23 protein-coding genes are annotated in these 24,381 nt (G+C 60.9%); 10 read left to right on the top strand and 13 right to left on the bottom strand.

What is annotated here, in order from left to right:
* Window positions 1-33: 33 nt before the first annotated feature.
* Window positions 34-1,410 carry a cysteine--tRNA ligase gene (gene cysS, locus ACTG20_RS10285; protein WP_150389314.1) on the bottom strand — a complete coding sequence of 459 codons (1,377 nt, stop codon included), beginning with the start codon at window positions 1,408-1,410 and terminating at the stop codon, window positions 34-36.
* A gap of 212 nt (window positions 1,411-1,622) precedes the next feature.
* On the opposite strand from cysS, the gene ACTG20_RS10280 reads away from it, so the two are divergent.
* The 6 genes from ACTG20_RS10280 (at window position 1,623) to ACTG20_RS10255 (ending at window position 8,326) form a co-directional block, all read left to right on the top strand.
* Window positions 1,623-2,120 carry a peptidylprolyl isomerase gene (locus tag ACTG20_RS10280; protein WP_005337417.1) on the top strand — a complete coding sequence of 166 codons (498 nt, stop codon included), beginning with the start codon at window positions 1,623-1,625 and terminating at the stop codon, window positions 2,118-2,120.
* A complete protein-coding gene (locus ACTG20_RS10275; RefSeq protein WP_194494549.1) occupies window positions 2,110-2,907 on the top strand; it encodes a DUF4269 domain-containing protein in 798 nt (265 codons plus the stop codon). Before ACTG20_RS10280 ends, ACTG20_RS10275 begins: the two co-directional genes overlap by 11 nt.
* On the top strand, window positions 2,904-3,659 hold the full coding sequence (gene lpxH / locus ACTG20_RS10270; protein ID WP_194494548.1) for a UDP-2,3-diacylglucosamine diphosphatase: 756 nt from the start codon (window positions 2,904-2,906) through the stop codon (window positions 3,657-3,659). Before ACTG20_RS10275 ends, lpxH begins: the two co-directional genes overlap by 4 nt.
* 301 nt (window positions 3,660-3,960) lie before the next feature.
* Entirely contained in the window at window positions 3,961-7,395 is a 3,435-nt protein-coding gene (locus ACTG20_RS10265; RefSeq protein ID WP_194494547.1) for an ImpA family metalloprotease, read from the top strand.
* Window positions 7,396-7,652: 257 nt separating this feature from the next.
* A complete protein-coding gene (locus tag ACTG20_RS10260; protein ID WP_005337420.1) occupies window positions 7,653-7,829 on the top strand; it encodes a DUF3606 domain-containing protein in 177 nt (58 codons plus the stop codon).
* A 248-nt stretch (window positions 7,830-8,077) separates the two neighbouring features.
* Window positions 8,078-8,326 (top strand): GlsB/YeaQ/YmgE family stress response membrane protein, encoded by a 249-nt coding sequence (locus ACTG20_RS10255; RefSeq protein ID WP_005359720.1) that lies wholly within the window; start codon window positions 8,078-8,080, stop codon window positions 8,324-8,326.
* A gap of 65 nt (window positions 8,327-8,391) precedes the next feature.
* Here the strand turns inward: ACTG20_RS10255 and ACTG20_RS10250 are convergent, their stop codons facing one another.
* On the bottom strand, window positions 8,392-9,741 hold the full coding sequence (locus ACTG20_RS10250; RefSeq protein ID WP_320628402.1) for a sensor histidine kinase: 1,350 nt from the start codon (window positions 9,739-9,741) through the stop codon (window positions 8,392-8,394).
* A gap of 49 nt (window positions 9,742-9,790) precedes the next feature.
* A complete protein-coding gene (gene tctD, locus ACTG20_RS10245; RefSeq protein ID WP_108612209.1) occupies window positions 9,791-10,465 on the bottom strand; it encodes a transcriptional regulator TctD in 675 nt (224 codons plus the stop codon).
* A gap of 222 nt (window positions 10,466-10,687) precedes the next feature.
* Between tctD and ACTG20_RS10240 the strand changes: the two genes are divergently transcribed.
* Genes ACTG20_RS10240 through ACTG20_RS10230 form a run of 3 tightly spaced genes read left to right on the top strand, consistent with a single transcriptional unit; the run spans window position 10,688 to window position 13,743 of the window.
* Window positions 10,688-11,674 (top strand): Bug family tripartite tricarboxylate transporter substrate binding protein, encoded by a 987-nt coding sequence (locus tag ACTG20_RS10240; protein WP_158110668.1) that lies wholly within the window; start codon window positions 10,688-10,690, stop codon window positions 11,672-11,674.
* An 11-nt stretch (window positions 11,675-11,685) separates the two neighbouring features.
* Window positions 11,686-12,117: a tripartite tricarboxylate transporter TctB family protein gene (locus tag ACTG20_RS10235; protein WP_005359714.1), complete on the top strand. Its 432-nt coding sequence runs from the start codon at window positions 11,686-11,688 to the stop codon at window positions 12,115-12,117.
* Window positions 12,118-12,126: 9 nt separating this feature from the next.
* Entirely contained in the window at window positions 12,127-13,743 is a 1,617-nt protein-coding gene (locus ACTG20_RS10230) for a tripartite tricarboxylate transporter permease (RefSeq protein ID WP_440008004.1), read from the top strand.
* Window positions 13,744-13,782: 39 nt separating this feature from the next.
* Here ACTG20_RS10230 and maiA read toward each other — a convergent pair whose 3' ends face one another.
* The 10 genes from maiA to ACTG20_RS10180 all read right to left on the bottom strand — a co-directional run bounded on the left by maiA (window position 13,783) and on the right by ACTG20_RS10180 (window position 22,912).
* Window positions 13,783-14,418 carry a maleylacetoacetate isomerase gene (maiA, locus tag ACTG20_RS10225; protein WP_005361400.1) on the bottom strand — a complete coding sequence of 212 codons (636 nt, stop codon included), beginning with the start codon at window positions 14,416-14,418 and terminating at the stop codon, window positions 13,783-13,785.
* Window positions 14,419-14,557: 139 nt separating this feature from the next.
* Window positions 14,558-15,553: a fumarylacetoacetate hydrolase family protein gene (locus ACTG20_RS10220; protein WP_194494546.1), complete on the bottom strand. Its 996-nt coding sequence runs from the start codon at window positions 15,551-15,553 to the stop codon at window positions 14,558-14,560.
* A gap of 10 nt (window positions 15,554-15,563) precedes the next feature.
* Window positions 15,564-16,715, bottom strand: a complete 1,152-nt coding sequence (locus ACTG20_RS10215) for a homogentisate 1,2-dioxygenase (RefSeq protein ID WP_194494545.1) — start codon at window positions 16,713-16,715, stop codon at window positions 15,564-15,566.
* Complete coding sequence (hppD, locus tag ACTG20_RS10210) at window positions 16,708-17,844, bottom strand: 4-hydroxyphenylpyruvate dioxygenase (protein ID WP_194494544.1); 1,137 nt, start codon at window positions 17,842-17,844, stop codon at window positions 16,708-16,710. The genes ACTG20_RS10215 and hppD overlap by 8 nt, the downstream gene beginning before the upstream one ends.
* Before the next feature lie 224 nt (window positions 17,845-18,068).
* Window positions 18,069-18,737 (bottom strand): HAD family hydrolase, encoded by a 669-nt coding sequence (locus ACTG20_RS10205; RefSeq protein ID WP_194494543.1) that lies wholly within the window; start codon window positions 18,735-18,737, stop codon window positions 18,069-18,071.
* A gap of 26 nt (window positions 18,738-18,763) precedes the next feature.
* Entirely contained in the window at window positions 18,764-19,423 is a 660-nt protein-coding gene (locus ACTG20_RS10200) for a TIGR01621 family pseudouridine synthase (RefSeq protein ID WP_194494542.1), read from the bottom strand.
* A gap of 183 nt (window positions 19,424-19,606) precedes the next feature.
* The gene (locus tag ACTG20_RS10195; protein ID WP_005337302.1) at window positions 19,607-20,299 is read right to left on the bottom strand and encodes an ABC transporter permease; all 693 of its coding nucleotides are present in this window, start codon (window positions 20,297-20,299) and stop codon (window positions 19,607-19,609) included.
* Window positions 20,300-20,392: 93 nt separating this feature from the next.
* Entirely contained in the window at window positions 20,393-21,133 is a 741-nt protein-coding gene (locus ACTG20_RS10190; RefSeq protein WP_005352911.1) for an ABC transporter permease, read from the bottom strand.
* A 185-nt stretch (window positions 21,134-21,318) separates the two neighbouring features.
* On the bottom strand, window positions 21,319-22,092 hold the full coding sequence (locus tag ACTG20_RS10185; protein WP_005337307.1) for an ABC transporter substrate-binding protein: 774 nt from the start codon (window positions 22,090-22,092) through the stop codon (window positions 21,319-21,321).
* Window positions 22,093-22,141: 49 nt separating this feature from the next.
* Window positions 22,142-22,912 carry an ABC transporter ATP-binding protein gene (locus ACTG20_RS10180; RefSeq protein ID WP_005337310.1) on the bottom strand — a complete coding sequence of 257 codons (771 nt, stop codon included), beginning with the start codon at window positions 22,910-22,912 and terminating at the stop codon, window positions 22,142-22,144.
* Window positions 22,913-23,445: 533 nt separating this feature from the next.
* Here ACTG20_RS10180 and ACTG20_RS10175 point away from each other — a divergent pair.
* A complete protein-coding gene (locus ACTG20_RS10175; RefSeq protein WP_194494563.1) occupies window positions 23,446-24,348 on the top strand; it encodes a lysine exporter LysO family protein in 903 nt (300 codons plus the stop codon).
* Window positions 24,349-24,381 lie beyond the last annotated feature (33 nt).

Genomic DNA, 24,381 nt, shown 5'->3' with positions numbered 1-24,381 from the left:
GTTGGCACCAGACGCCAACAAGGCCCACCGACCTTAGGCACGGCGCCAGCTGGTCTTGCCGGCGCTGTCTTCCAGCACTATGCCCATCTCGGTGAGACGGTTGCGGGCGGCGTCAGCGGCGGCCCAGTTCTTGTCGGCGCGGGCCTGATTGCGCTCGGCGATCAGGCGTTCGATTTCGGCAACCTCTTCATCCGCTTCGTCACCCTTGAGGAAAGCCTCGGGGTCTTGCTGCAGGATGCCGAGCACGGCGCCCAGCTCGCGCAGACGGGCGCCCAGCGCGGCGGCAACATTGATGTCTTCACCCTTCTGGCGGTTGATCTCGCGCACCAGATCAAACAGGGCGGAGTAGGCTTCCGGGGTGTTGAAGTCGTCGTCCATCGCTTCCTTGAAGCGAGCCACCTGCTCGTCGCCTCCGGCAGCAGCGGCCACAGGCAGATCGCGCAGAGCGGTGTACATGCGCTCCAGCGCGGCGCGGGCTTGCTTGAGGTTATCTTCCGAGTAGTTGAGCTGGCTGCGGTAGTGGCCAGACATCAGGAAGTAACGGACGGTTTCGGCGTCGTAGTGAGCCAGCACATCGCGGATGGTGAAGAAGTTGCCAAGGGATTTGGACATCTTCTCTTTATCCACCATCACCATGCCGCTGTGCATCCAGGTGTTGACATAGTCGCCACCGTGGGCGCAGCAGGACTGGGCGATCTCGTTCTCGTGGTGCGGGAACTGCAGATCGGAGCCACCGCCGTGGATGTCGAAGTGGTTGCCAAGGTGCTTGGAGTTCATGGCGGAGCACTCGATGTGCCAGCCAGGACGGCCCGGGCCCCAGGGGCTTTCCCAGGTCGGTTCGCCCGGTTTGGACATCTTCCACAGCACGAAGTCGAGCGGATTGCGCTTGGCATCGACCACGTCAACGCGGGCACCGGCTTGCAGTTGCTCCAGATCCTGACCGGAGAGCTTGCCGTAGTCGGCGTAGGATTCGACGATAAACATCACATCGCCGTTATCCGCCACGTAGGCGTGCTCTTTTTCCAGCAGGGATTGCACCAGCTCGATGATCTCTTCGATGTGCTGGGTGGCGCGCGGTTCGATATCCGGGCGCACCATGCCGAGGGCGTCAAAGTCGGCGTGCATATCGCCTATCAGACGCTCGGTCAGCTCGTCGCAGGTGACGCGGGTTTCAGCGGCGCGCTTGATGATCTTGTCATCTACGTCGGTGATGTTGCGCACGTAGGTGAGGTCGTAACCGGCGTAACGCAGGTAGCGAGCCACCACATCAAAGGCGACGAAGGTGCGGCCGTGGCCGATATGACAGTGATCGTAGATGGTGACACCACACACATACATGCCCACCTTGCCCGGGTGGATAGGTTTGAATTCTTCTTTTTGACGAGTGAGTGTGTTGTATATCTTCAGCATCTTCTAACCACTGCCTGTGAGTAAAATGGTTGGTCATAATACCCCGTTCGGGGGCAGAAAACGAGGCAGAAAAGCGGGCTAATCCCGCCTGCCAGCACGGTTACGGCGCCTGAGAGACTATGCCGCCAGCCCCTGATGGGCTAGAATTGCCACCACTTTATGCCATACACCTGCGGGCACTTGGTCGCTCGCATCAAATGAAAGGACATATCATGGTCACTCTGCACACCAATCACGGCGACATCACCCTCACCCTGAACGCTGAAAAAGCCCCGGAAACCGTGGCCAACTTCCTGCAATACTGCCGTGACGGTCACTACGACAACACCATTTTCCACCGCGTTATCGACGGCTTCATGATCCAGGGCGGCGGCTATGCCCCGGGCTTTGAAGAGAAAGACACCCGCGCTCCCATCAAGAACGAAGCGGCCAATGGTCTCTCCAACAAGATCGGCACCATCGCCATGGCCCGCACCATGGAGCCGCACTCTGCCAGCGCCCAGTTCTTCATCAACGTGAACAACAACGACTTCCTCGACTTCAAATCCGCTACCACTCAGGGCTTCGGCTACTGCGTATTCGGTGAAGTGACTGCCGGCATGGACGTGGTCAACAAGATCAAGGGCGTCAAGACCGGTAACTACGGCCGCATCCACCAGGACGTGCCGGTAGAAGATGTAGTGATCACCAAGGTGACCCTTGCTGACTGATCTCTGCCGACTCGGCACTGACAAAACTGCGGCCCCGGCCGCAGTTTTTCCATCTGCCTCCCCAACAGCCAGTCCGAACTGGCGCCGCCTCGACTATCTGGCCCACGGCAACCCGCGCCAGCGCTCGGCCCATGCCCTGCTCACCGCCGGTGTGTGGGATGAGCTGGCCGCGCAGTGCGCCGATATGGCGCTGGTGAGCACGCTCGCCATCGGCCTCGATCGGCCCGGCAGCGATCTCGATATTCTCTGCCAGCATGCTGATCCGGCGGCGTTTGCCGCGACGCTCGAAGCTCAAGGTTGGCTGGCAAGCGCCAAGGGCGACAATATCTGGCTGCTGGAGCGCACCTTTTCCTGCCTCGAGCAGAAGAGTGCTGTTAGCGGTTCTGACAAGAGCGAGGCCAGCTGGCCGCTGGAGCTCTATGTCACCCCCGCCCCCATCGAGACGCTGAATGGCTGGCGCCACCTCACCCTGATGGCCGCGTTGCTCGAGCGGTTTGGCGATGCTTTTTACCGCGAAGTGCTGCGTCTGCGCCTTGAAGAGGGATTGAAAGGGGAAGCGGCCATGTGCCGGTTACTGGGTCTGGCGGGCGATCCTTACGCCGCCCTGCTGACGCTGGAGGGGCGCAATCTGGCCGAGCTGTCATGGCAGCCGCCATCCCGTGACGATATCCATACCTCAACTGGCGCGATGGCGCCCGCAGCACACTGTTCGTCCCCAGTTGTTTCTACTATCTCTGCCACCCCCGTTTGCCCTGTTTCGACCGAGAGCCCGACCCCCACATCATGAGCACCCTCTTTATCAGTGACATTCACCTCTCTGCCCAGCGGCCCGATATGACCGCGGCACTGGTGCGCTTTCTCGAGCACGACGCCCCCGGCGCCGACGCCCTCTATGTGCTGGGGGATCTCTTCGAATTCTGGATTGGCGACGATGACCCCAATCCGCTCCATCAACAGATGGCCGATGCCTTTTTGGCCCTGAGCCAGCAGAACGTGCCCATCTACTTTATCCACGGCAACCGTGACTTTCTGCTGGGGCAACAGTTTGCCAAGCGCGCGGGGATGACATTGCTGGGTGACCCTTGCGTTATCGACCTCTACGGCGAGCGGGTAGTGCTGAGCCACGGCGATCTGCTCTGCACCCTGGATGAGGGGTATCAGAAGTTTCGCCGCATCACCCAGCTCAAGTGGCTGCGCTGGCTGTTCCTGCGGCTGCCGCTCGCCCGCCGTCAGGCCATCGCCTGCAAGATGCGCGGCCAAAGCCAGATGGAAAATGCCCACAAGAGCCAGATCATCATGGATGTAACGCCCGCGGCGGTGGACGACACCCTGCGTGCCCACGACTGCCGGATGATGATCCACGGCCACACCCACAGACCCGCCATCCACGACTTCACCCTGGACGGCCAGCCGGCGCGGCGCATCGTGCTGGGAGACTGGTTCGAGCAAGGCTCGGTGCTGATCTGCCGCCCCGGCGAGCAGCGGCTGGAAATGCGGGCGCTGGCAACGATCGGCCCCGCCGCTCATCCATCCGTCTGACATCCCCCCCCTGTGCGGGTTGCAGGCAAAACCTGCGGCCCGGCATCGCCCCCTGTTAACCCGGTGAAGCGACTCATTACGGTGAGCTCAGGCTGGTATGGCCTGTGCTGATGGGGTGCTCGCCCCATCCCTATCGGTTCTGCTGCGCCAGCAACACCAAATACGGCAAAAGCTGGCAAAAAAACATCCAAGATGCTGAAAATAAAGCAAAATGACCATTCAATCAGCGTTGAAATAAGCAAGGCAGCTCATTAGACTACCGACTCCCCTACCCGTCGTAACACAAGGAACGTATCAAACAATGAAAAAGACGGTTCTCACCCCCTTACTGGCGCTGTTGATCACAGGCTGTGGCGGCGGTGATGGCGAACAGGAAGAGACCCCTATCCGCCCCCCTGTCACCCCCAACTATTTCGAGGCATCCAGCCAGAGCAGCGCGGGCGGACAGTTGAACCCCACCAGCCTGCGGTTGGCGGCGGGAGAACAGGGGCGCTTCTCGGTACAGGCTGACAGCGGTTACCTCCTGACCGAGATAAGCGGATGTGATGGCACCCTGGACGGCCTCACCTATACCACTGGCCCCATGAGCAGCGATTGCCAGATCTCGGCCAGCTTCACGCAGGAGAGTGCCGCCGTCTATTTCAACGCCACCACTCAAGCTTCTCAGGGGGGCGCACTCAGCCCCGACGCCCTGCGTCTGAACGCCGGTGAACAGGGCCGTTTCACCGTGCAGCCCGAGAGTGGCTTCGTGCTGGCGCAGGTCACTGGGTGTGAGGGTACCCTGACGGGTAATACCTACACCACAGAACCCATGCGCGCCGATTGTCAGATCTCGGCCCGCTTTATCAGCGATGCCGCCAATGCCATTGCCCGAGAAGATCATACCCTTGCCAGCGAGCAATCCCTGATCGCCCATGCCCGTGCGGCGATTGCCGACAGTGAGGCGCACCGCACCGAGCTGGTTCGCAGCCTCTATCAGGGAATGGCACAGATCAGCTGGAACCCGAGCCACGACTCCATCACCTTTTCCAGCTTCCAGCCGGAGAGCACGGTGACCCTGCTCCCCTCCAATATCAATGGCAAGGGGGAGAGCGAGATCCGGGGTCTGGTGATGGTCTCCGAGCAAGCCGATTACCGTCAGGCCGCCATGGGGGCGAACCTGTTTTCCGTTGACCGCACAGCGCAGAGCGAGGCGCTGCTCAAGGGGCTGATTGGCTGGCTGACCCGGGGCAAGGATAGCGATGGCCTGCGCATCCTCACTGCCCAGATGCCAAGCCGCGCCGATAGCGTCTATTTTCCCCATAACGAAGGCATGCGTGACTGGCTCAAGGCGATCTATTCCGACAAGCACAGCATCAACCCAGCCAATACCTGCGATTATCAGGCGCTGAGCGACTGTATAGACACCATGGCGCCGGAGCTTATCGTGATCAGCGATATCGACCGCCAAGGGCTGGGGTATCAGGGGATCGCACAAGGGATCGCCAAGGCCAAAGCGGCCGGGATCCCGCTGCTGCTCTCCAACTATCGGCGCGATGCCAGCCCGCTGCTAAGCCCCCTCTATCTCGATATGGGGCTGGTCACCTGGGGCAACTACTGGTCAAAACTCAGAGCCAGCGATCTGGCAGTGAACACCATCATGGCACCCGACGCCCAGCTGATGGCGGTCGATACCCTGCTTGGCAACCTTCAGGATCGCAACTTCACAACCCAGTGGCTCGATAGCTGCGGCGGCAACTTTATCAATTGCGGTGGCTCGGAGAGCTTCAACCAGCAGTTCAAGCTGGGTGCCGACTGGCTGAGAAATGCGGCCATCACCCTCGACAAGGCCGGGATCAGTCCCTTTGCCCGTGACGGCGTGACACTGTTGCCCGCCACCCTGCTACTGGCCGACAAATACAGGGCCGCCATCGACTACCCCATTGCCTGGGATGAACATCAATCCTGGCAGCAGGCGATGTTTGCCGACTGGCTGGTGAGCTATGCCCGCACCCGTACCCCGGCCCAGCCCGATCTGGGGGAGTACGTCACCGATCGCAACAAGGTGGTGAAGGGACAAGCAGCCCACTACGCCTATCCCGCGAAGCTCACCGACACTCGGCGCATTGCGGTTCCCTACAGCGGGCAGTGGACCACCACCGGCTGGTATGCCCTGCCGGGACAGACCATCACCCTGAGACGCACCGATAACGCCGATGTGTCCGCTACCGTCCGACTCAACTACCACAGGCCCAACACCAATCGCGCCTATGAGCAGAAGATCTATCGAGCCCCGCTGGAGCTGACCACCGGACGACTGATCTTGGCCAAGGGGGGCAGTGTCACCTTCACTTCTCCTTATGGCGGCCCTATCTACCTCTATCTGGAAGGGGGGGCAGCATCGCTGGCCGTCCAGGTGAGCGCCACGGGCGTCACCCGTCATCCGGCCATCATGGATTTCAGTGATGAGCAGCAGATACGCGAGTTCAACGAGCGGCTGGAACAGACCGAGCTGCCCCATATCGATCTGCGGGCCGATGGCGCCGAACAGCATCTGCGCCGGGATCGCTTCACCAAGGCGGTGGGTGGCGTCATCCCCGACACCAATGCCCTGCTCGACAGCATCGCCCGGGATCACATCAATGGCGTCTACACCCTGGCGGGCCTGAAAATTCAGGGCAAGGGGCTCGATGAGTCGCTGCCTGCGGATGTTAAAAACGCCTGCGTGGCACTGCTGGGGGAGGGTTGTCTCGATGAGTCGATTCATACCCGCACCATCATCCAGCATGCCAACTATGACCAGAATGCCCATTGCGGCAGCGGTTGCAGTGGCAACCCGTGGGACTCTTCCGGCAGCATCAGCCCGACCGGCTGGCTCGACAATCACGAACTGGGCCACAACCTGCAGACCAACCGGTTGAACGTGCAGTACGCTGCGGCAGGCGATGCCGACAACTGGAGTGGCTATGGCAGCCGGGCGGGGGAAAACTCCAACAACATCTTCCCTTATGTGGTGAAGTGGCGCGCCCATTATCTGAGGGATGGCAACACTGCTCCCATCAAGGATGGGCACATGAATCACAAGGATCTCTTCTATGTGTTCATGTCTGATGCGGCGCAGGTAAGGGACAGGAGTGGCAACCGCGTCGTGCTCGGGGCCAACTGCCTGGTGCTCGATACCGGCGAGAGTCGCTACGAAGCCCCCTGGAAGAGCAATGCCTACGCCGTCCACAACGGCTATCGCATGGCGTTTTATATCCAGATGGCATTACGCGCCCACCGTATGCTCCTGACTGATGGCACCCGGCTGAACGATGGCTTCACTATCTTCACCCTGCTCTATCAGCATTCACGGATCTTCGGCGCGGCAGCCGACAGTGAAGCGCAGTGGAATGCCAACAAGGATAGGCTCGGCTTTAGCCTGTTCCCCTACTCGGGGCATGCAGTCTATGGCGGCAAACGGGTGCGCGACATACCGGGCAATGACTTTATGCTGGTTGCACTCAGTCGGCTCACCGGTTGGGACTGGCGCAATCACTTCGATCTGCTTGGCCTGCGTTACTCCAGCCTCGCGGTCGCTCAGGTGCAGGCCAACCAGCGTTATGGCAGCCTGCCGATGGGGATGTATGTGATGGAGGATGACCTGCCCCCTGCCAACATGAGCGAAGGCGTCACATTCCTGCCGCTCTCCGAAAGCGACGGATCCACCCTCTGGCCCCGCAACAGTGGCTCGCCAAGCGCCTGCCCAACACCCTGAATAGGGTCATCGCGATAACCCCAACAAGCGCCCGGCTGGGCGCTTGTTGTTTATCCGGCCTCTGGCCCCGTTGTTGATGATGTGAAGAGGGTGGAATAAGTGGTGATCGCTCACAGATCAACAAAGCAAACCTGCACTCCTCCCTCAGTCCCCGGGTTGTGTGAACCCCGTCACCTTGCCCCTTGCCAATTGAGAGGATGATGGCGCTCAGGCAGAAACATCTTTCTCGCCAGCTATTTCAACAAGTTGAGGTTTGTATGCCTGACAGCAATGCGGTCGCTCACCCGTTCGATGCCAAGAAGATCAATGTCAACGATCCCTATGAGATGAAGCAGTGGATCAAAATGTTCGAATGCACCGAAGTCCAGCTGAAACGGGCGGTCAAAGCAGTCGGCACCTCAGGCAAGGCGATCAGAAAATACCTCAAGAAGTGAGGGTGCAACCCCGTCACAAACCCGGCCCCGCTCGCGGGGCTTTTCTCATCTTGGCCTTTACGTGGGCCCGTCCTGCCTCCGGTTTGGCTGCGCACATACCGCCCTTCAACCGCTCATAACCGGACTGTGCAGCCCGACCAGCGCCGGCCGCCGTCCGACAGCTTGTGACCGGCCAGCGCCATCCGGCCCTTCGCATAGCGGCATCCCTGCCTATAATGCGGGCTCAAACACACAGAGAGGATTAATCCATGGGCTTTATCACCTGGATCGTATTGGGACTGTTGGTGGGTATTCTGGCGAAGTGGATCATGCCGGGTCGCGACGGTGGTGGTTTCTTCATGACCGCCCTGCTGGGGATTGTCGGTGCCATGGTTGGCGGCTATGTGGGAACCCTGCTGGGGCTGGGCTCGGTGACCGGTTTCAATATCCCGAGCATCGCGCTGGCGACCGTGGGCGCCCTTATCGTCCTGTTTGTCTTCAACAAGATCCGCAGCTGACCACCAACGCCATCTATGTGTAGATAAACAGGGCACCGCGAGGTGCCCTCTCTTTTTTATCGCCCTCACGATGTTGCCAGCGGCAAGATCAGCCTCACCAGCAAGCCACCCAGCTGGGTGGCCGGCAGCAACACCACCTCGCCGTGGTGATAGTGGGCGATATCGCGCACCAGTGCCAGACCCAGCCCCGCTCCCGGCTGTTCACTCCCCTGCTCGAGGCGCTGGAACGGCTGCCAGACTCGCTCCGCCAGCTCGGGGGCGATGCCGGGGCCGCTATCCTCCACCTCCAGCCAGACCTGCCCGTTGCTTCGCACCACCCGCGCCGTCACGGTGCCGTGGGGCGGGGTGTATTTGATGGCGTTGTCGAGCAGGTTGGCGCAAAGCTCCCCCAGCAGCAGCGGCTCCCCCGCCACCATGATGGCGGACTCCTCCCCCTCGTAACCGAGATCGATCCCCTTGCTGCGGGCCTGCGCCAGCCGTGACAGACAGGCCTGCTGCACCAGCGCCGTCAACTCGATGGGCTCACGTTGGCGCAGCCCGGAGCACTCGTCCGATTTGAGCCGGGCCAGCAGCAGTAACCGCTCGGTCAGGGCGATGGTGTGATCGAGCCGCACGGCCATGGCATCGAGACTTTCGCTCATCAGGGCGGGATCGCCACTGCCGCGCGCCACCTCCACCTGGGTTTTCAAAATGGTGAGCGGCGTGCGCAGCTGATGGGCGGCATCGGCGCTAAAGCGCTCCTGCCGGGCCACCAGCTGGCGCAATCGGGCCAGCTGGCGGTTGAACGCCTGCACCAGCGGCCGGGTCTCCTGCCAGGGGAGCAAATCCGGCAAGGGGGCAAGATTGGCGGCATCGCGGCGCAGGATCTCCCGCGACAAACGGCGCATCGGGGTGAGCAGCCGTTTGAGCAACAGATAAGCGAGCAGCAGGGTGAGCACCACCAGCGCCCCCTGGGTCAGCAGGGCCGACCAGAGCAACTGCTCCGCCAGCTGCTGGCGACCGAGCAGGGTTTCCGCCACCGTGATGCGGGCCATGCCGTTGACGCCCCCCTCACCTACCGGTTGCAGCAGCATCACGGCGCGGATCGGTGCCTCCTGATAGAGCCCGTCGTAGAAGTAGGCGAGCGCCGGATAGCGGTCGGTCAGCGGCGTACCGACGGGCATGGGGGGCAAGTCGTCAAAGCCGGAGATGACCCTATCGTCGATGCCGCGCACCTGATAGAAGAGGCGATCGCGCATGTTGCGCTCGAAGCTGTCGAGCACCACATAGGGCACATCCACCCTGAGGCTGCCCTCGGCTGCCGTCAGCCGCTCGGCAACGGTGCGGGCCGAGGCAAGCAGGGTGCGATCATAGGCCGAGGTGGCCGCCGCCAACGCGCCGTAGTAGCTGTACCAGGCCGAGGCGGCCCAGAGGATCAGCAGTGGGCCCCCCAGAAACAGCAGCAGTTGATGGAGCAGGGAGCGACTAATGGGAGGCCTCCGGCGCCGCTTCCAGCAGATAGCCGAGACCGCGCAGTGTGGTGATCACCACCCCGCTGCCCACCAGCTTTTTGCGCAGCCGGTGGATATAGAGATCGATGCTGTCGAGCCCTACCTCGTCATCGAGGTTGAACACCTGCTCGAACAGCTGCCCTTTGGCGACCGGCCGCCCGTGGCGGTACATCAGCGCGGTCAGCAGCGCCTGCTCACGCGGAGTCAGGGCAAGGCGGGCATCGGCCAGCAAAAAATAGCCGTCGGGATGCAGGGTCAGACGCCCCAGCCGCAACTCGGCACCACCGCTTTCGCTGCGCCGCAGCAGGGCTCGCAACCGGGCATCCAGCTCCCCCAGATCGAACGGCTTGGCCAGATAGTCATCGGCTCCGGCATTGAGGCCGCAGATCCGCTCCTCCACCGCGCCGCGGGCGGTGAGCAGCAGCACCGGCACTCCCTGCCCCCGACTACGCAATCGGCCGAGTACCGCCAGCCCGTCGAGCTTGGGCATCTCGATATCGAGCACCGCCAGCGCGTACTGTTCGTGGCGCAGCAGGTGATCAGCCTGAGCCCCGTCAGCTACCCAATCCACCGCGAAACCGGCGCTGGTGAGTGCCCGCGACAGCCAGTGGGCCAGTTCGTGATTATCTTCTGCCAACAGCAAGCGCATCCCTCTCCCCTTGTTCCTAACCGCAGCATTCAGCCGCACTGCTTCAACTGCATCCCTTCGTCACTGCCATTGCGGGAGAAGGTGCGATCAGGGTCACACTCCCGGCTCTTGGTCAGTGATTGAAAGGTGAATGAAAGGTTGTTGTTTTAACAATTTCGCATCACTTCGTCTATCGACGGAGTCACACCCAGGAAAAACAACGACAAGATGGAGCACACAACCATGAAGCAACGCACACGTCATGCCCTCGCCCTGCTGACCCTGCTCGGCGCCCTGCCACTGCAGGCGGCCGAAAGTGCCACGACCCCGAGCCGTACCGAATGCATCGCACCGGCCAAACCGGGCGGTGGGTTCGATCTCACCTGCAAGCTGCTGCAGGTGAGCCTGCAGGAGACCGGCACCATCGACAAGCCGATGCGGGTCACCTATATGCCGGGCGGGGTCGGCGCCGTGGCCTACAACGCCATCGTGGCCCAGCGCCCCGCCGAGGCGGGGACTGTGGTCGCCTTCTCCGGTGGCTCCCTGCTCAACCTCTCACAGGGGAAATTTGGCCGTTACGGGGTGGACGATGTGCGCTGGCTGGCGGCGGTGGGCACCGATTACGGCATGATTGCGGTGCGCCACGATGCCCCCTATCAGAACCTCAAGGAGCTGGTGAGCGCCATGGAGCGCGACCCCAACAGCGTGGTGATCGGCGCGGGTGCCTCCATCGGCAGTCAGGACTGGATGAAGACGGCGCTGCTGGCCAAACAGGCCGGGGTTGACCCGCACAAGATGCGCTACGTCGCCTTTGAAGGGGGCGGCGAGCCGGTCACCGCGCTGCTGGGCAACCATGTGCAGGCGGTCTCCGGCGATCTGAGCGAGATGGTGCCCTATATCGGCGGCGACAAACTGCGGGTGCTGGCGGTGTTCTCTGCCGAACGGCTGCCCGGCAAGCTGTCCACCATCCCCACCGCCAAGGAGCAGGGTTATGACCTGGTGTGGCCGGTGATCCGCGGCTTCTATGTCGGCCCCAAGGTGAGCGACAGCGAATACCAGTGGTGGAAGCAGACCTTCGATCAGCTGGTGAAGACCGACACCTTCAAGGCGCAGCGGGATCTGCGCGGCCTGTTCGAGTTTGACCTCACCGGCGAGGCCCTCGACAGCTACGTCAAGGAGCAGGTAGCGCAATATCGCGAGCAGGCCAAAGCCTTCGGTCTGGCCAAATAGGAGCCGCAGCCATGAGCGATCGCATCTTCGCCGCTATCTGGCTGCTGCTCTGTCTGGCAGGCGCCGCTATCGCCTGGCAGATCCAGAGCGAATACAGCTATGAGCCGCTGGGGCCACGCCCCTTCCCGCTCGGAATCATCGGCCTGATGGCGCTCTGCGCCCTGTTGCTGCTGCGCCGCCAGCCGGACACCGTCAGCTGGCCGCCACTGCGTACCCTGCGCCACCTTGCCATCATGGTGGTGGCGCTGGCCGGGTACGGTGCCAGCTTCGAGTGGCTGGGCTTTCCGCTGGCCACCACCCTGCTCACCTTTGTACTGGGGCGCCTGTTTGGCGCCTCTACTAAAGCCGCCCTGCTCTCCGGCGTCGTCGGCGGTCTGGTGCTCTATCTCGCCTTCGACCGGCTGCTGGATGTCACCCTGCCCCTCGGCGTCTGGTTCTCTTAAGGAGTCAATATGGATACCTGGATGTACCTCTCCCAGGGCTTTGCGGTGGCACTCACCCCGGAGAATCTGGTGATTGCCCTCATCGGCTGCTTTGTCGGCACCGTGGTCGGCCTGCTGCCGGGCCTTGGCCCCATCAACGGGGTCGCCATCCTGTTGCCGCTGGCTTTTGCCCTGAAACTGCCCCCCGAATCGGCGCTCATTCTGCTCGCCACCGTCTACATAGGTTGTGAGTATGGCGGGCGGATCTCCTCGATCCTGCTCAACGTGCCGGGGGATGCCGCCGCCATCATGACCGCGCTGGATGGCTACCCCATGGCCCAGCAGGGCAAAGCAGGAGTAGCTCTCTCCATCTCGGCGGTCAGCTCCTTTGTCGGCTCCATGCTCGCCATCGGCGGCATCATACTGTTCGCCCCGGCGCTGGCGCGCTGGTCACTGGCCTTCGGCCCGGCGGAGTATTTCGCCCTGATGGTGTTCGCCATCGCCTGCCTTGGCAGCATGATGAGCCAAAACCCGCTCAAATCCTTTATGGCGGCGCTAATTGGGCTGGGGCTCGCCACCGTCGGGGTGGATGCCAATACCGGCGTCTATCGCTTCACCTTCGACAGCGTTCACCTCTCGGACGGGGTGCAGTTTATCGTGGTGGTGATCGGCCTCTTCTCGGTGAGCGAAATCCTGCTGATGCTGGAGCACACCAGTGGTGGCGGCAAGCTGGTGCGCACCACCGGACGGATGCTGTTCAACTTCAAGGAGCTGGTCCATTGCACCGGCACCATGTTGCGCTCCTCCACCATCGGCTTCTTCGTCGGCATTCTGCCCGGCGCCGGTGCCACCATCGCCAGTGCCATCACCTACATGACCGAGAAGCGTCTGGCGGGGCCGAATGCCAAATTCGGCGAAGGGGACATTCGCGGCGTTGCCGCACCGGAGGCGGCCAACAACGCCTCAGCCTGCGGCTCCTTTATCCCCATGCTGACACTGGGAGTGCAGGGGTCGGGTACCACAGCAGTGATGATGGGGGCGCTGACCCTCTATAACATCACCCCCGGCCCCACCATGTTCACCGAACAGCCCGATGTGGTGTGGGGACTGATCGCCGCCCTCTTGCTGGCCAACGTCATGCTGCTGGTGATGAACATCCCCATGGTGGGGCTCTTTACCCGCATGCTCTCCATCCCGCTCTGGTTTTTGGTGCCCGCCATCGCCAGCGTCTCGGCAGTGGGAGTCTATGGTGCACAGCACCACCTTCGACCTGTTGCTGATGGTGGCCCTCGGGGTCTTTGGCTACCTGCTGCGCAAGATGCACTTCCCCATGTCACCGCTCATTCTGGGCTTCGTGCTGGGAGAAATGCTGGAGCAGAACCTGCGCCGCGCCCTCTCCATCAGCAATGGCGACACCGCCATCCTGTGGAGCAGCGGCATCAGCCAGACCCTGCTGGTACTGGCGATTGCAGTGATCACCCTGCCCCCGCTGGTACGCCTGCTGCGCCGCCGCAAAGCCGATCCGCTGATCCCGGACGCCCGCCCGGAGCAGGGTGCCTGATCCCCTCTGAACAGAAAGAGGCACGCCAGCAAACTGGAGTGCCGTTAACGAACAAGGGCCCCACACAGTGGGGCCCATATTTATGAATGGCGTGTTGACGCCATCCCGCGATTCAAGTCAGTAGGTCACTGCGCGTCCGGCTGGTTGGCGGGGGCCGCCTTGATAAAGGCTTGCAGTTGTTCGCAGTTGGCGACGATGCGGCGGATGGTGGGGTAATCGTCCAGGGTCATGTCGTAGCGGCGGGCATTGTAGACCTGAGGCACCAGCATGCAGTCAGCCAGGGTCACTTCGTTGCCGACGCAGTAGACACCGGCGGTGGTCATCAACAGCTGTTCGAGGGCGGTGAAGGTCTCGTCAATCCAATGGCGATACCAGCGGGCCTCCTGCTCGTTGTTGGCCCTGAAGTGCTCTTCCAGATAGTTGAGTACCCGCAGATTGTTGAGCGGGTGGATATCGCAGGCGATCATGTTGACGATCTGGCGCACCCGGGCCCGCGCGTCGGGGGAAGAGGGCATCAGTGAGTAGGCGGGATAAGTCTCGTCAAGGTACTCCATGATGGCGACCGACTGACCGATCTGCACATCGCCATCCACCAGAAACGGCACCAGCCCTTGCGGATTGATCCGGCGATAGGCCTTCTCGCTCTGCTCGCCTTGCCGCAAATTGATGGGATGCTGCTCGTAGGCGAGCCCCTTGAGCTGCAACACGATCCGCACCCGAAAACTTGCCGACGAACGCCAATAGCCAAACAACTGCAACATAATCTGTCCCTGCATCTTATCTGGGCCTGAAGCCCGGCAGGTGCTCGCCACCTGCCTCCGTGTGTATCCAGCACCAGTTGAGGGCTCGTCGTGATCCGGACATCTCCCGAATATGCTTGCCGCCAACCGGCGCTGGTCATCAACCTCCCTGACCGCTCGCTGGCACCACCTGTTGAGAGATGGTGCCAAACAGGTTTTGGCCAGAGCGATCTTCCATCGCGATCGACACTCTATCACCAAACTGCAAATAGGGGGTTATAGCTTGATCACAATCAAGAATTTCCAGCATGCGGCGCTCGGCGATACAGGATGAACCGGCGCTGCGATCGTAATTTGAGACGGTGCCGGAGCCGATGATGCAGCCCGCACCAAGGGGACGGGTCTTGGCGGCATGGGCAATCAGCTCGAAGAAGTTGAAGGTCATGTCCACCCCGGCTTCTGGCGCACCAAACAGCGCACCGTTCAGATGGGTGCGCAGGGGCAGCAGCACCTTGCCATCGCGCCAGTCATCCCCCAGCTCGTCCGGGGTGATGGCCACCGGCGAGAAGGCGCTGGACGGTTTGGACTGGAAGAAACCAAATCCCTTGGCCAGCTCCCCCGGAATGAGATTGCGCAGGCTCACATCGTTGACCAGCATCAGCAATTTGACGTGGCTGGCGGCCCCCTGCGCACTCACCCCCATCGGCACGTCGTCGGTGATGATGGCGACTTCCGACTCGAAATCGATCCCCCACTCTTCCGAACCCATCACAATCGGCCCACGGGGAGCCAAAAAGCTGTCGGAGCCCCCCTGATACATCAGCGGATCGTGCCAGAAGCTTTCCGGCATCTCGGCGCCGCGCGCTTTGCGCACCAGCTCCACATGGTTGACGTAGGCGCTGCCATCGGCCCACTGATAGGCGCGCGGCAGCGGAGAGAGGCAAGACGCTTCGTCAAAGGGGAATGCCTCGGCCACACGGCCCTCGTTAAGCTGCTGATAGACAGCCTCGAGCCTGGGGGAAACCTCGGCCCACTCGTCGAGAGCGGCCTGCAGGGTGGGGGCAATCTCGCTCACCCGTACCGCACGGGTCAGATCCCGGCTCACCACCACCAAAGCGCCATCGCGCTTGCCATTATTCAATGTTGCCAATTTCATAAGCGATTCCTTATTTGCCGGCAGCCGCGCCCGGGCGCTGCCAGCTGGAGACATACCGGGTGTTCTCGATCCCTTCGCACAGACTGCCGACGTTCAGCGCATCGCGGGTATCGAGCATCACCGCCACCTCGTCGGTGAACTTCTTGGCATAGGCCTGCCCTGCCGCAAACGCCTTGGGATGGGGGCCGTGGGTGAAACCGGCGGGATGGAAGGTGACCATGCCCCGCTCGATATTGTCCCGGCTAAAGAAATCCCCGGCGTGGTAAAAGAGCACCTCGTCGTAATCGTCATTGCTGTGATAGAAGGGCACCTTGAGGGCGCCGGGATCGCTCTCGATGGGGCGCGGCACGAAGGTACAGATCACGAAGCGGCTCGCCACAAAGGTCGAATGAGCCGACGGCGGCAGATGGTAGCGATGGCTCATCAGCGGGCGGATATCCCGCCAGTTGAGGCGCACCACGCACAAATCCCCGTGCCAACCTTGCGCATCCAGCGGGTTGAACGGCCAGGTGATGACCGACACCTGATCGTGGCGCTTCACCTGCAGCGACCAGGGATTCTCATCCTGCTGGGCCAAAAAGCGCTCGTTGATGGCGGGCACATCGAGCGCCGCCGGGTCGAAGATGGCGTGATTGCCCACCAGCCCCTTGTCCGGCAGCTGGTAGCTGTCGTTGGTCGCCTCGATCATCAGGATGAACAGGGGCGCCGTCGGCTCAATGCGCCACATGGTGCCACGGGGGATCACCACATAGTCGCCGTCCCGCAGAGTCAGATGGCCGTAATCGCAGAAGAACTCGCCGCTCCCCTCGTGGATAAAGAGCAGCTCGTCGCCGTCGGCGTTGCGTACCAGAAACGGCATCGCCTCGGAGAGCCGCCATATCCGGTAGCGGCAATGGGGGTTGCTGAGAATGTCGGGAGCCACCCAGGGGGAGAGGGAGCTCACCTCTTCCTGCAGGGCATTGAGGTCAAACAGCCGTGGCCGCAGCGGCCCCTCCCAACTGCTCCAGTCGGTAGGGGCATGCTTGTGGTGCATGTGGGTGGCGGGGCCAAAAAAGCCGCTACGCCCCAGCTCGCGCTCATAGATGGCCTGTTCCGGCAGGTCGGCATGAGCCTGTCGGGAGTGGGTTCCCTCCCGGTGGGGAAAGTTAATCCAGTTACGCATTGCTCGCTCCCTCTTTGCGGGCACCCTTCTCATCCTCACCGCCATCCAGCACGCCGCGGCGGATCTGGTCCAGCTCGATCGATTCAAACAGCGCCTTGAAATTGCCCTCGCCAAACCCTTCGTTGCCCTTGCGCTGGATGATCTCGAAGAAGACCGGGCCAATCACGGTATCGGTGAAGATCTGCAGCAGGATGCCATCCTTGGTGGGGGAGCCGTCGATGAGGATGCGCAGCTCTTTGAGGGCTGCCAGATCCTCCTGATGCCCCTCGACCCGGCTGTTCACCTTCTCGTAGTAGGTATCCGGCGTCGGCATAAAACCGGTGCCGCGGCTGCGCAGGGTGCGGATGGTGTGGTAGATATCGGCCGAGGAGAGTGCGATATGCTGGATCCCCTCCCCCTTGTACTGGCGCAGGTACTCCTCGATCTGCGACTTATCATCCGCCGACTCGTTGATGGGGATGCGGATCTTGCCGCAGGGGGCGGTCATGGCGCGCGAATGCAGCCCGGTCAGCTTGCCCTCGATATCGAAGTAGCGAATTTCACGGAAGTTGCCGATCCGCTCGTAGAAGTTGGACCAGACATCCATATTGCCGCGATGGACGTTGTGGGTCAGGTGATCGATCTCGATGAGACCGGCATCCACCTCCGCCATCCGGGCCTGCCAGTCGGGGTAGAAGACAAAATCCACATCGTAGATGGAGCCCTTGTCGCCATAGCGGTCAACGAAAGAGAGAGTGCTCTCGCCGATACCGTAGATGGCGGGAATGTTGAGCTCCATCGGGCCAATCTTGCCGACAAAGGGCTTGGCCCCCTTGGCGATGGCGTACTGCTGGGCTTTGCCCGCATCGCTCACCCGAAATGCCATGCCGCAAACGCTCGGCCCGTGCAGGCTGGCAAACTGCTCCGCCTGGGAGTGGGGCTCGGCATTGACCACGAAGTTGATATCCCCCTGCCGGTAGAGCCAGCACTGCTTGTGTTTGTGCTTGGCGACCTCGGCAAACCCGAGCGACACAAACAGGCTCTTGAGGGCGGCAATCCCCTTGGCATCGGGGGCCGTGTACTCGACGAACTCGAAGCCATCTGTGCCTAACGGATTGATGGTATGGGTGGCGGAAGAGGTGGCATTCATCGGGCGCTCCTTGCTCTTGATTCGGTTAAAACGGATTGCGGCACGCAGCGGTGCAGCAAGTGTTAACAACTTGTTTCATTAGAGGCAGGGCGTAGCAGGAAGAGAAGAGGCAGGTTGCAGATAGTTTTTCGTAGCTGGCAGCAAAAGATGTAAATGGATTGTGACATTCAAGCCGCAGCCCTGCGGATCAAAGTGTGACGACCCGCATGGCTGTCAGCTTTGCATTACAGTTGCCAGTTTTTGATCATCAGATGGGGCAAGCAGGCCCGGGCTTTTTGCAGTCGCGTAGGTGTCGGATTGATCAACCACGCCTCTTTCCCCAACCCCAGCAGCGGCAAATCGTGCAGGCTGTCACTCAAGGCCAATTCGGCATCGAGGGCGCAGATCTCCGGCAGCAGCTTGTACTGGCCGTGGCAATAGAAGCGCGGCATCAGGCCGCCAAAACGGTAGTGCATCTGCGAGCCAATGATCCGGTGGGGCAACTGGCCGGGCAGTTGCTGATAGAGCTGGGCTCGCACCAGCGCGCAGGGGCTGGCGGAGATCACCCAGCAGCGCGCCCCCTCGCTTTGCAGCAATTCGCGAGCCTGACGATACAGCCCCGGCCTGGTGCGGCAATAGGCGCGCACCAGCTTGCGCCAGCCCAAAGGAGAAAGCCCCAACGAGATGGCCCACCAGATAAGGGAGATACCGCGCCGCCGCTGGCTGGGAAGAAGATAGACCAAGCCACCCAGCACAATCACTGGCAACAGCAGCAGCGACCAGATCCGGCGGCGCAGGATATAGCACAGCAGACCGGCGTGGCTGTCGCCGGGGGCCAGGGTGTCGTCAAAGTCGGCCAGGATCCAGCGCGGCGCGCGCCCTTCTGGCTCACGGTCTATCGATGAATGGATCATTGAGTCAGGCGCTGGGCGCATATCCATCAGGGCGCAAGGGTCGCGATGGCGGCCATGAGCTCGGGGGTGACAAATTCACTCCCCACATCGGGCGGGCAGACAAAATCGAACGGCGCGCCCGCCAGCGTGAAACTCAGTCGCCAGGCATGCAGATAACCGCGATCGGCTGATGTACCGCCATAGCGCTCATCCCCGAGAATGGGGGCGCCGATACTTTTGAGGGCAACCCGGATCTGGTGGGTTTTGCCGGTCTGGGGCTTGATGCGATAGAGCCGCAGCCCCTCGCGCACCGACACCGAATCGAACCAGCTGATGGCGGGGTTTTCCAGCGTGCGCGCCAGCATCCAGCTGCCGCCGCGCCCCTTTTGCATATCCCCCTTCACCCAACCCTGCTTCTTCTTCGGTTTGCGATCGGAGAGCGCCAGATACTGCTTGCTCACCTCACGGGCCGCAAAAGCCATGCTCAGCTCACGGTTCGCCTCTGGGGTGCGGGCAAGCAGCACCAGCCCGGAGGTCATCTTGTCGAGCCGGTGCACCGGATAGAGGGTGAGCCCGGTATCGGCCTTCACGCGATTGACCAGCCCCGGATTGACCGCCTCCCCGTCGCCCTTCTCGTCATGCATGCCGATGCCGGGCTGCTTGTCGATAACCAGGAAAGCGGGATGCTCAAACAATATCCGGTACATAAAACCTCGGGACTCGGGAACTGGGGGATTAGGCATGCAGCCAACAGCTGGCGGCGCTCGGGAGTGCTGCATTCTCCCTGCTCGGCCGCCATTTGGCAAACCGGGCGGGCAGAGGATGAAAATAAAAAATGGCCCCGCCTGCAACAGGCGGAGCCATTTTCGCTCATCTTGGCAGGTCAACCCTTACACATTGCGCGGGCGCAGGTGGGCGTGCCAGCGCGCTTCCCACTTCTTGAACAGCCAGACGATGACAAAGGTGAGCAGCATATAGAGCAGCCCTGCGGTCAAAAAGGCCTCGAACGGACTGTAGTAGCGAGAATTGATGATCCGCGCCGCGCCGGTCAGATCGACGATGGTGATGATGCCCGCCACCGCCGAGCCCTGCAGCATGAAGATCACCTCGTTGCTGTAAGCCGGCAGTGCCCGACGAAACGAGTTGGGCAAAATGATCCGGGTCAGGGTCTGCCAGCGGGTCATGCCAAAGGCGTTGGCTGCCTCAATCTGGCCGCGCGGCATATTGTGCACCGCCCCGCGCACGATCTCGGCAGTATAGGCGGCGGTATTGAGGGTGAAAGCCAGCAGAGCGCAGAACCAGGCTTCGGAGAAGAGCGACCAGGCGGCACTGTTCTTCAGCCACTCCCACTGGGCGGCGCCGTAGTAGATGATAAAGAGCTGCACCAGCAGCGGGGTGCCGCGAAAGAAGTAGATATAGGCCCAGATCGGCCCCTTGATCAGCCAGTTGCGGCTATTGCGCAGGATGCCCATGGGCACCGCCAGCATCAACCCAAGGATCAGAGAGAGGGCCACCAGCCAGACGGTGGTATAGAGCCCCTCCCAATAGGTGGGCCACTCTTTGAGAATGATTGAGAAATCCATGGCTTACCTCGTCTTCATCGTGATGTAGTGACGCTCGGCACTGGCACCGCGACGCTCACAGTAAACGGATGACTGCATTGAGTACGACATGGCTTACCTCGTCTTGATGGCATAGTGACGCTCGGCCCACTTGAGCGCCGAGGTGGAGACTGCGGTGAAGATCAGGAAGATCAGCGCCACCGCCATGTAGAAGGTGAAGGGTTGCTGGGTTGAGCCCGCCGCCAGCGAGGCTTTGCGCACCATGTCATCAAGGCCGATGATGGAGACCAGCGCGGTGGTTTTCAGCAGCACCAGCCAGTTGTTGCCAAACCCGGGCAGAGCGTGGCGCATCATCTGGGGGAAGAGGATCCGCACAAACACCTGGGTTGCCCGCATGCCAAAAGCTCGTGCGGCCTCCAGCTCACCTTTGTCCACCGCAAGAATGGCGCCGCGAAAGGTCTCGGTCATGTAGGCGCCGAAGATAAAACCGATGGTCGCGACACCGGCCACAAAGGGGCTGATGTCGATATAGTCCGGGAGCAGGGAGACCCACTCCTGATTGGGATTGCTCTCCAGTAACCAGCTGTTGTAAGTCTCGTTGACCCAGGTGCAAATGCCGTTGATCAGCACCTGGCCGCCAAAGAAGAGCAGCATCATCAGCACCAGATCGGGGATGCCGCGAATAATGGTGGTGTAGCCGGTGGCGATGGCCCGGGCCCACTTGTAGGGAGAGAGTTTGGCCAGCGCCCCCAGCATCCCCAGCAGCAACGCCAGCAGCAGGGAGGCCAGCGCCACTTCCAGGGTGACCCAGGCGCCCTCCAGCAGCGAGGCTTCGTATCCTTTCAAATCAAACATATGCAACTCCATCGCCACTGAATCTTCACGCACCTGCTAACCAGAAGGCTCCATAGCAGTCCGAATGAAATATGTGCAGCTCCATTGCAATCAATGCGGGCCCGTAAACTCCCTCAGGGAGGTGACGGGCCCGATGACTACTGACGGGATCAACCTGTCGTTACTTGCCGTAGACGTCTTTGGACTTACTCGCCGTATACGTCGAACTCGAAGTACTTGTCGTTGATTTCCTTGTACTTGCCGTTGGCACGCAGCGCCAGAATGGCGGCGTTGAATTTCTCTTTCAGATCCTTGTCAGCCTTGCGCACCGCAATACCGGCGCCTTCGCCAAACCACTTGGGATCGGTCAGTTTCGGGCCGACGAATTCAAAGGCATCACCGCCCTCTTTCTTCAGCAGACCGTCGGTGATGGCGGCAGAGTCGGCCAGCACATAGTCCACACGACCGGATTTCAGATCGAGATAGGCTTCATCGGCGGTGCCGTAACGCTTGATGGTGGCATTGGGGAAGTTGTCGGTAATAAAGGTATCCATGGAGGTTGCACGCTGCACCGCGACGGACTTACCTTCCATAAAGGCTTTGTCGAGCTGCACGTCAGTGCCCTTCTTGGCGGCGAAGCGGGCCGGAATGTGCTGGTACTTCTGGGTGAAGTCCACTTTCTTCTTGCGCTCTTCTGTGATGTCCATGGTGGCGATGATGGCGTCAAACTTGCGCGACAGCAGCGCCGGAATGATGCCGTCCCAGTCCTGCTTGACCAGGGTGCACTTCACTTTCATCTCTTCGCACAGGGCGTTGGCGATGTCGATATCAAAGCCTTTCACCTCGCCACTGGGCTCGGTCCAGGAGAAGGGGGGATAGGCACCCTCAACCCCGATCCGGACCTCTTTCCACTCCTTGGCCATCAGGCTACCGGACGCGAGGGCAGTAACTACGGCTGTCGCCAGCATCAGCTTGTTCATGTATCTCTCCTTGATAAAACAGTTGATTGGGTAACCAGGCATCCCGCCATCAGTAGATGGAGGAGATGAATTGCTTGAACCGCTCGGATTTGGGATGGGCGAAAATCTCCTTGGGGTTGCCCTCCTCTTCCACCCGCCCCTGATGCAAAAACATCACCTTGTTAGATACATCCCGGGCAAACGACATCTCGTGGGTCACCACCAGCATGGTGCGCCCCTCTTCGGCCAGCTCGCGCATCAGGCCGAGCACCTCCCCCACCAGCTCGGGATCCAGCGCCGAGGTGGGTTCATCGAACAGCATCACCTCGGGCTCTACCGCCAGCGCACGGGCAATAGCGGCCCGCTGCTGCTGACCACCGGAGAGGTGGCCGGGATAGTAGTCACGCCGCTCCCAGAGTCCAACCCGGTTGAGCAGTTGCTCTGCCTTGGCCAGTGCTTCGGCGCGAGGCACCTTGAGCACCTGGATCGGCACTTCGATGATGTTCTGCATGATGGTCATGTGTGACCAGAGATTGAAACTTTGAAACACCATGGCCAGCCGGCTGCGGATCCGCTCCACCTGACGCATATCCTCGGGCAACCGCTCGCCGGCGCGGCTGGTTTTCATCCGGATCAACTCGCCATGGAGCGAGACGGTGCCGGATGAGGGGGTTTCGAGCAGATTGATACAGCGAAGAAAGGTCGACTTCCCCGAGCCGGAGGAGCCGATAAGGGAGATCACATCCCCCTTGTGGGCGGTCATGTCGATGCCCTTGAGCACTTCGTGGGTGCCAAAATATTTGTGCAGATCACGTACTTCCAGTGCGGCAACGTCGCTCATCCATTACAACCTTGTCTGTCCCTAGACGCCGCAGGGGGCGTGACTCAACCATCGTCCATTTAACAAAAAGTTAACCGATGGCAACCTTCAGCGAAAATATCACCCGGATAGTGAAAAAACAATACAGAACGAGGGTCTTCAGGGGATTCGCTCTATTTTTATTCGATCTTTGCGTATTTTTCAGCACTTTGTTTGCATAAACAGCCGTTTCAATGGCTATTCCGATAACGCCTTTTTATACCCCAATCATATCAGTGGCAAGAGAAAAGCGTGATGTGTGCCAAACCGGCACCAAAATGGCTTTATGCATCCCCTCGCCGAGCGAAATATCGGCCCCCCGATCGGATCGACTTGATTTCATTGGTGCACTCGGGCTCGCACAGAACCTTATTGGACAGAGAGGTTGTGGCAAAAAAGTAACAATCCGCCCCCAAAAGGGCTGTTTTTGGCCATGAAAGCGAGAGATATGTGACACAGAGCCAATAAGTAATGATAAGGTGGTGTTTTTATCAGTTTTTGTGATCGAGGCCTCGATGCTGCTCAATGTGTTGCTGATCCTGTTGCCACTGGCAATCGGCTATCTGGTTCCCCTCTCCTCTGCCCGGCTGATCAAGCTGGTCAACCAGAGTCTGGGCAAGATGGTCTACCTCATTTTGTTTCTGATGGGGCTCGGGCTTGCCTATGTGGAGAACCTGGGCAGCAATCTGGCGGTGATCTTCAAGGTCGCCGGGGTGATGCTGACCGCGATCACGGTCTGCAACCTGCTGGCCCTCTGGTGGCTCGACAAGCGCACGCCGCCGACCCACGAGGCGAGCGATGCCAAGATGCCGGGCAAGTTGCACCTGTTGTGGGAATCCCTGCAGCTCTGCTTTGTGGTGCTCGGCGGTGTGCTGCTGGGTCTACTGGTGGATCTGCGCGCACTGCCCATCGACAAGTGGAGCGAGTGGGCCCTGATGCTGCTGCTGTTTCTCATCGGGGTGCAGATGCGCAACTCCGGCATGCGGCTGCGCCAGATCCTGCTCAACCCCTGGGGGATGAAGATAGCCGCCACCGTCATCCTCAGCAGCTGGCTGGGCAGCCTGCTGGCGGCCCAGTTGCTGGGCATGCCCTTTACCCATGGTCTGGCGATGAGCTCGAGCTTCGGCTGGTATTCGCTCTCCGGCATTCTGGTGGCCGACAAACTGGGGCCGGTGCTCGGTTCTGCTGCCTTTATCAACGATCTTGGGCGTGAGCTTATCGCCATTCTGATCATCCCGGTCCTGATGCGACGCCACCCCTCGGCGGCCATCGGTTACGGCGGCGCCACGGCGCTGGACTTCACCCTGCCGGTCATCCAGAAATCAGGGGGCATTCAGGTGGTGCCGGTGGCCATTGTCTCCGGCTTTATCCTGAGCCTGCTCGGCCCCATCCTGATCCTCGGGTTTCTGGCTATCTAAGCCTTATTCCCACATTGCAGATCAAAAAGCCCG

The organism is Aeromonas sp. 84A, from assembly GCF_051919345.1.
Classification (GTDB): domain Bacteria; phylum Pseudomonadota; class Gammaproteobacteria; order Enterobacterales; family Aeromonadaceae; genus Aeromonas; species Aeromonas veronii.
Note: the sequence above shows the minus strand (reverse complement) of the source record. Positions and strands in the feature narration are given on the sequence as shown.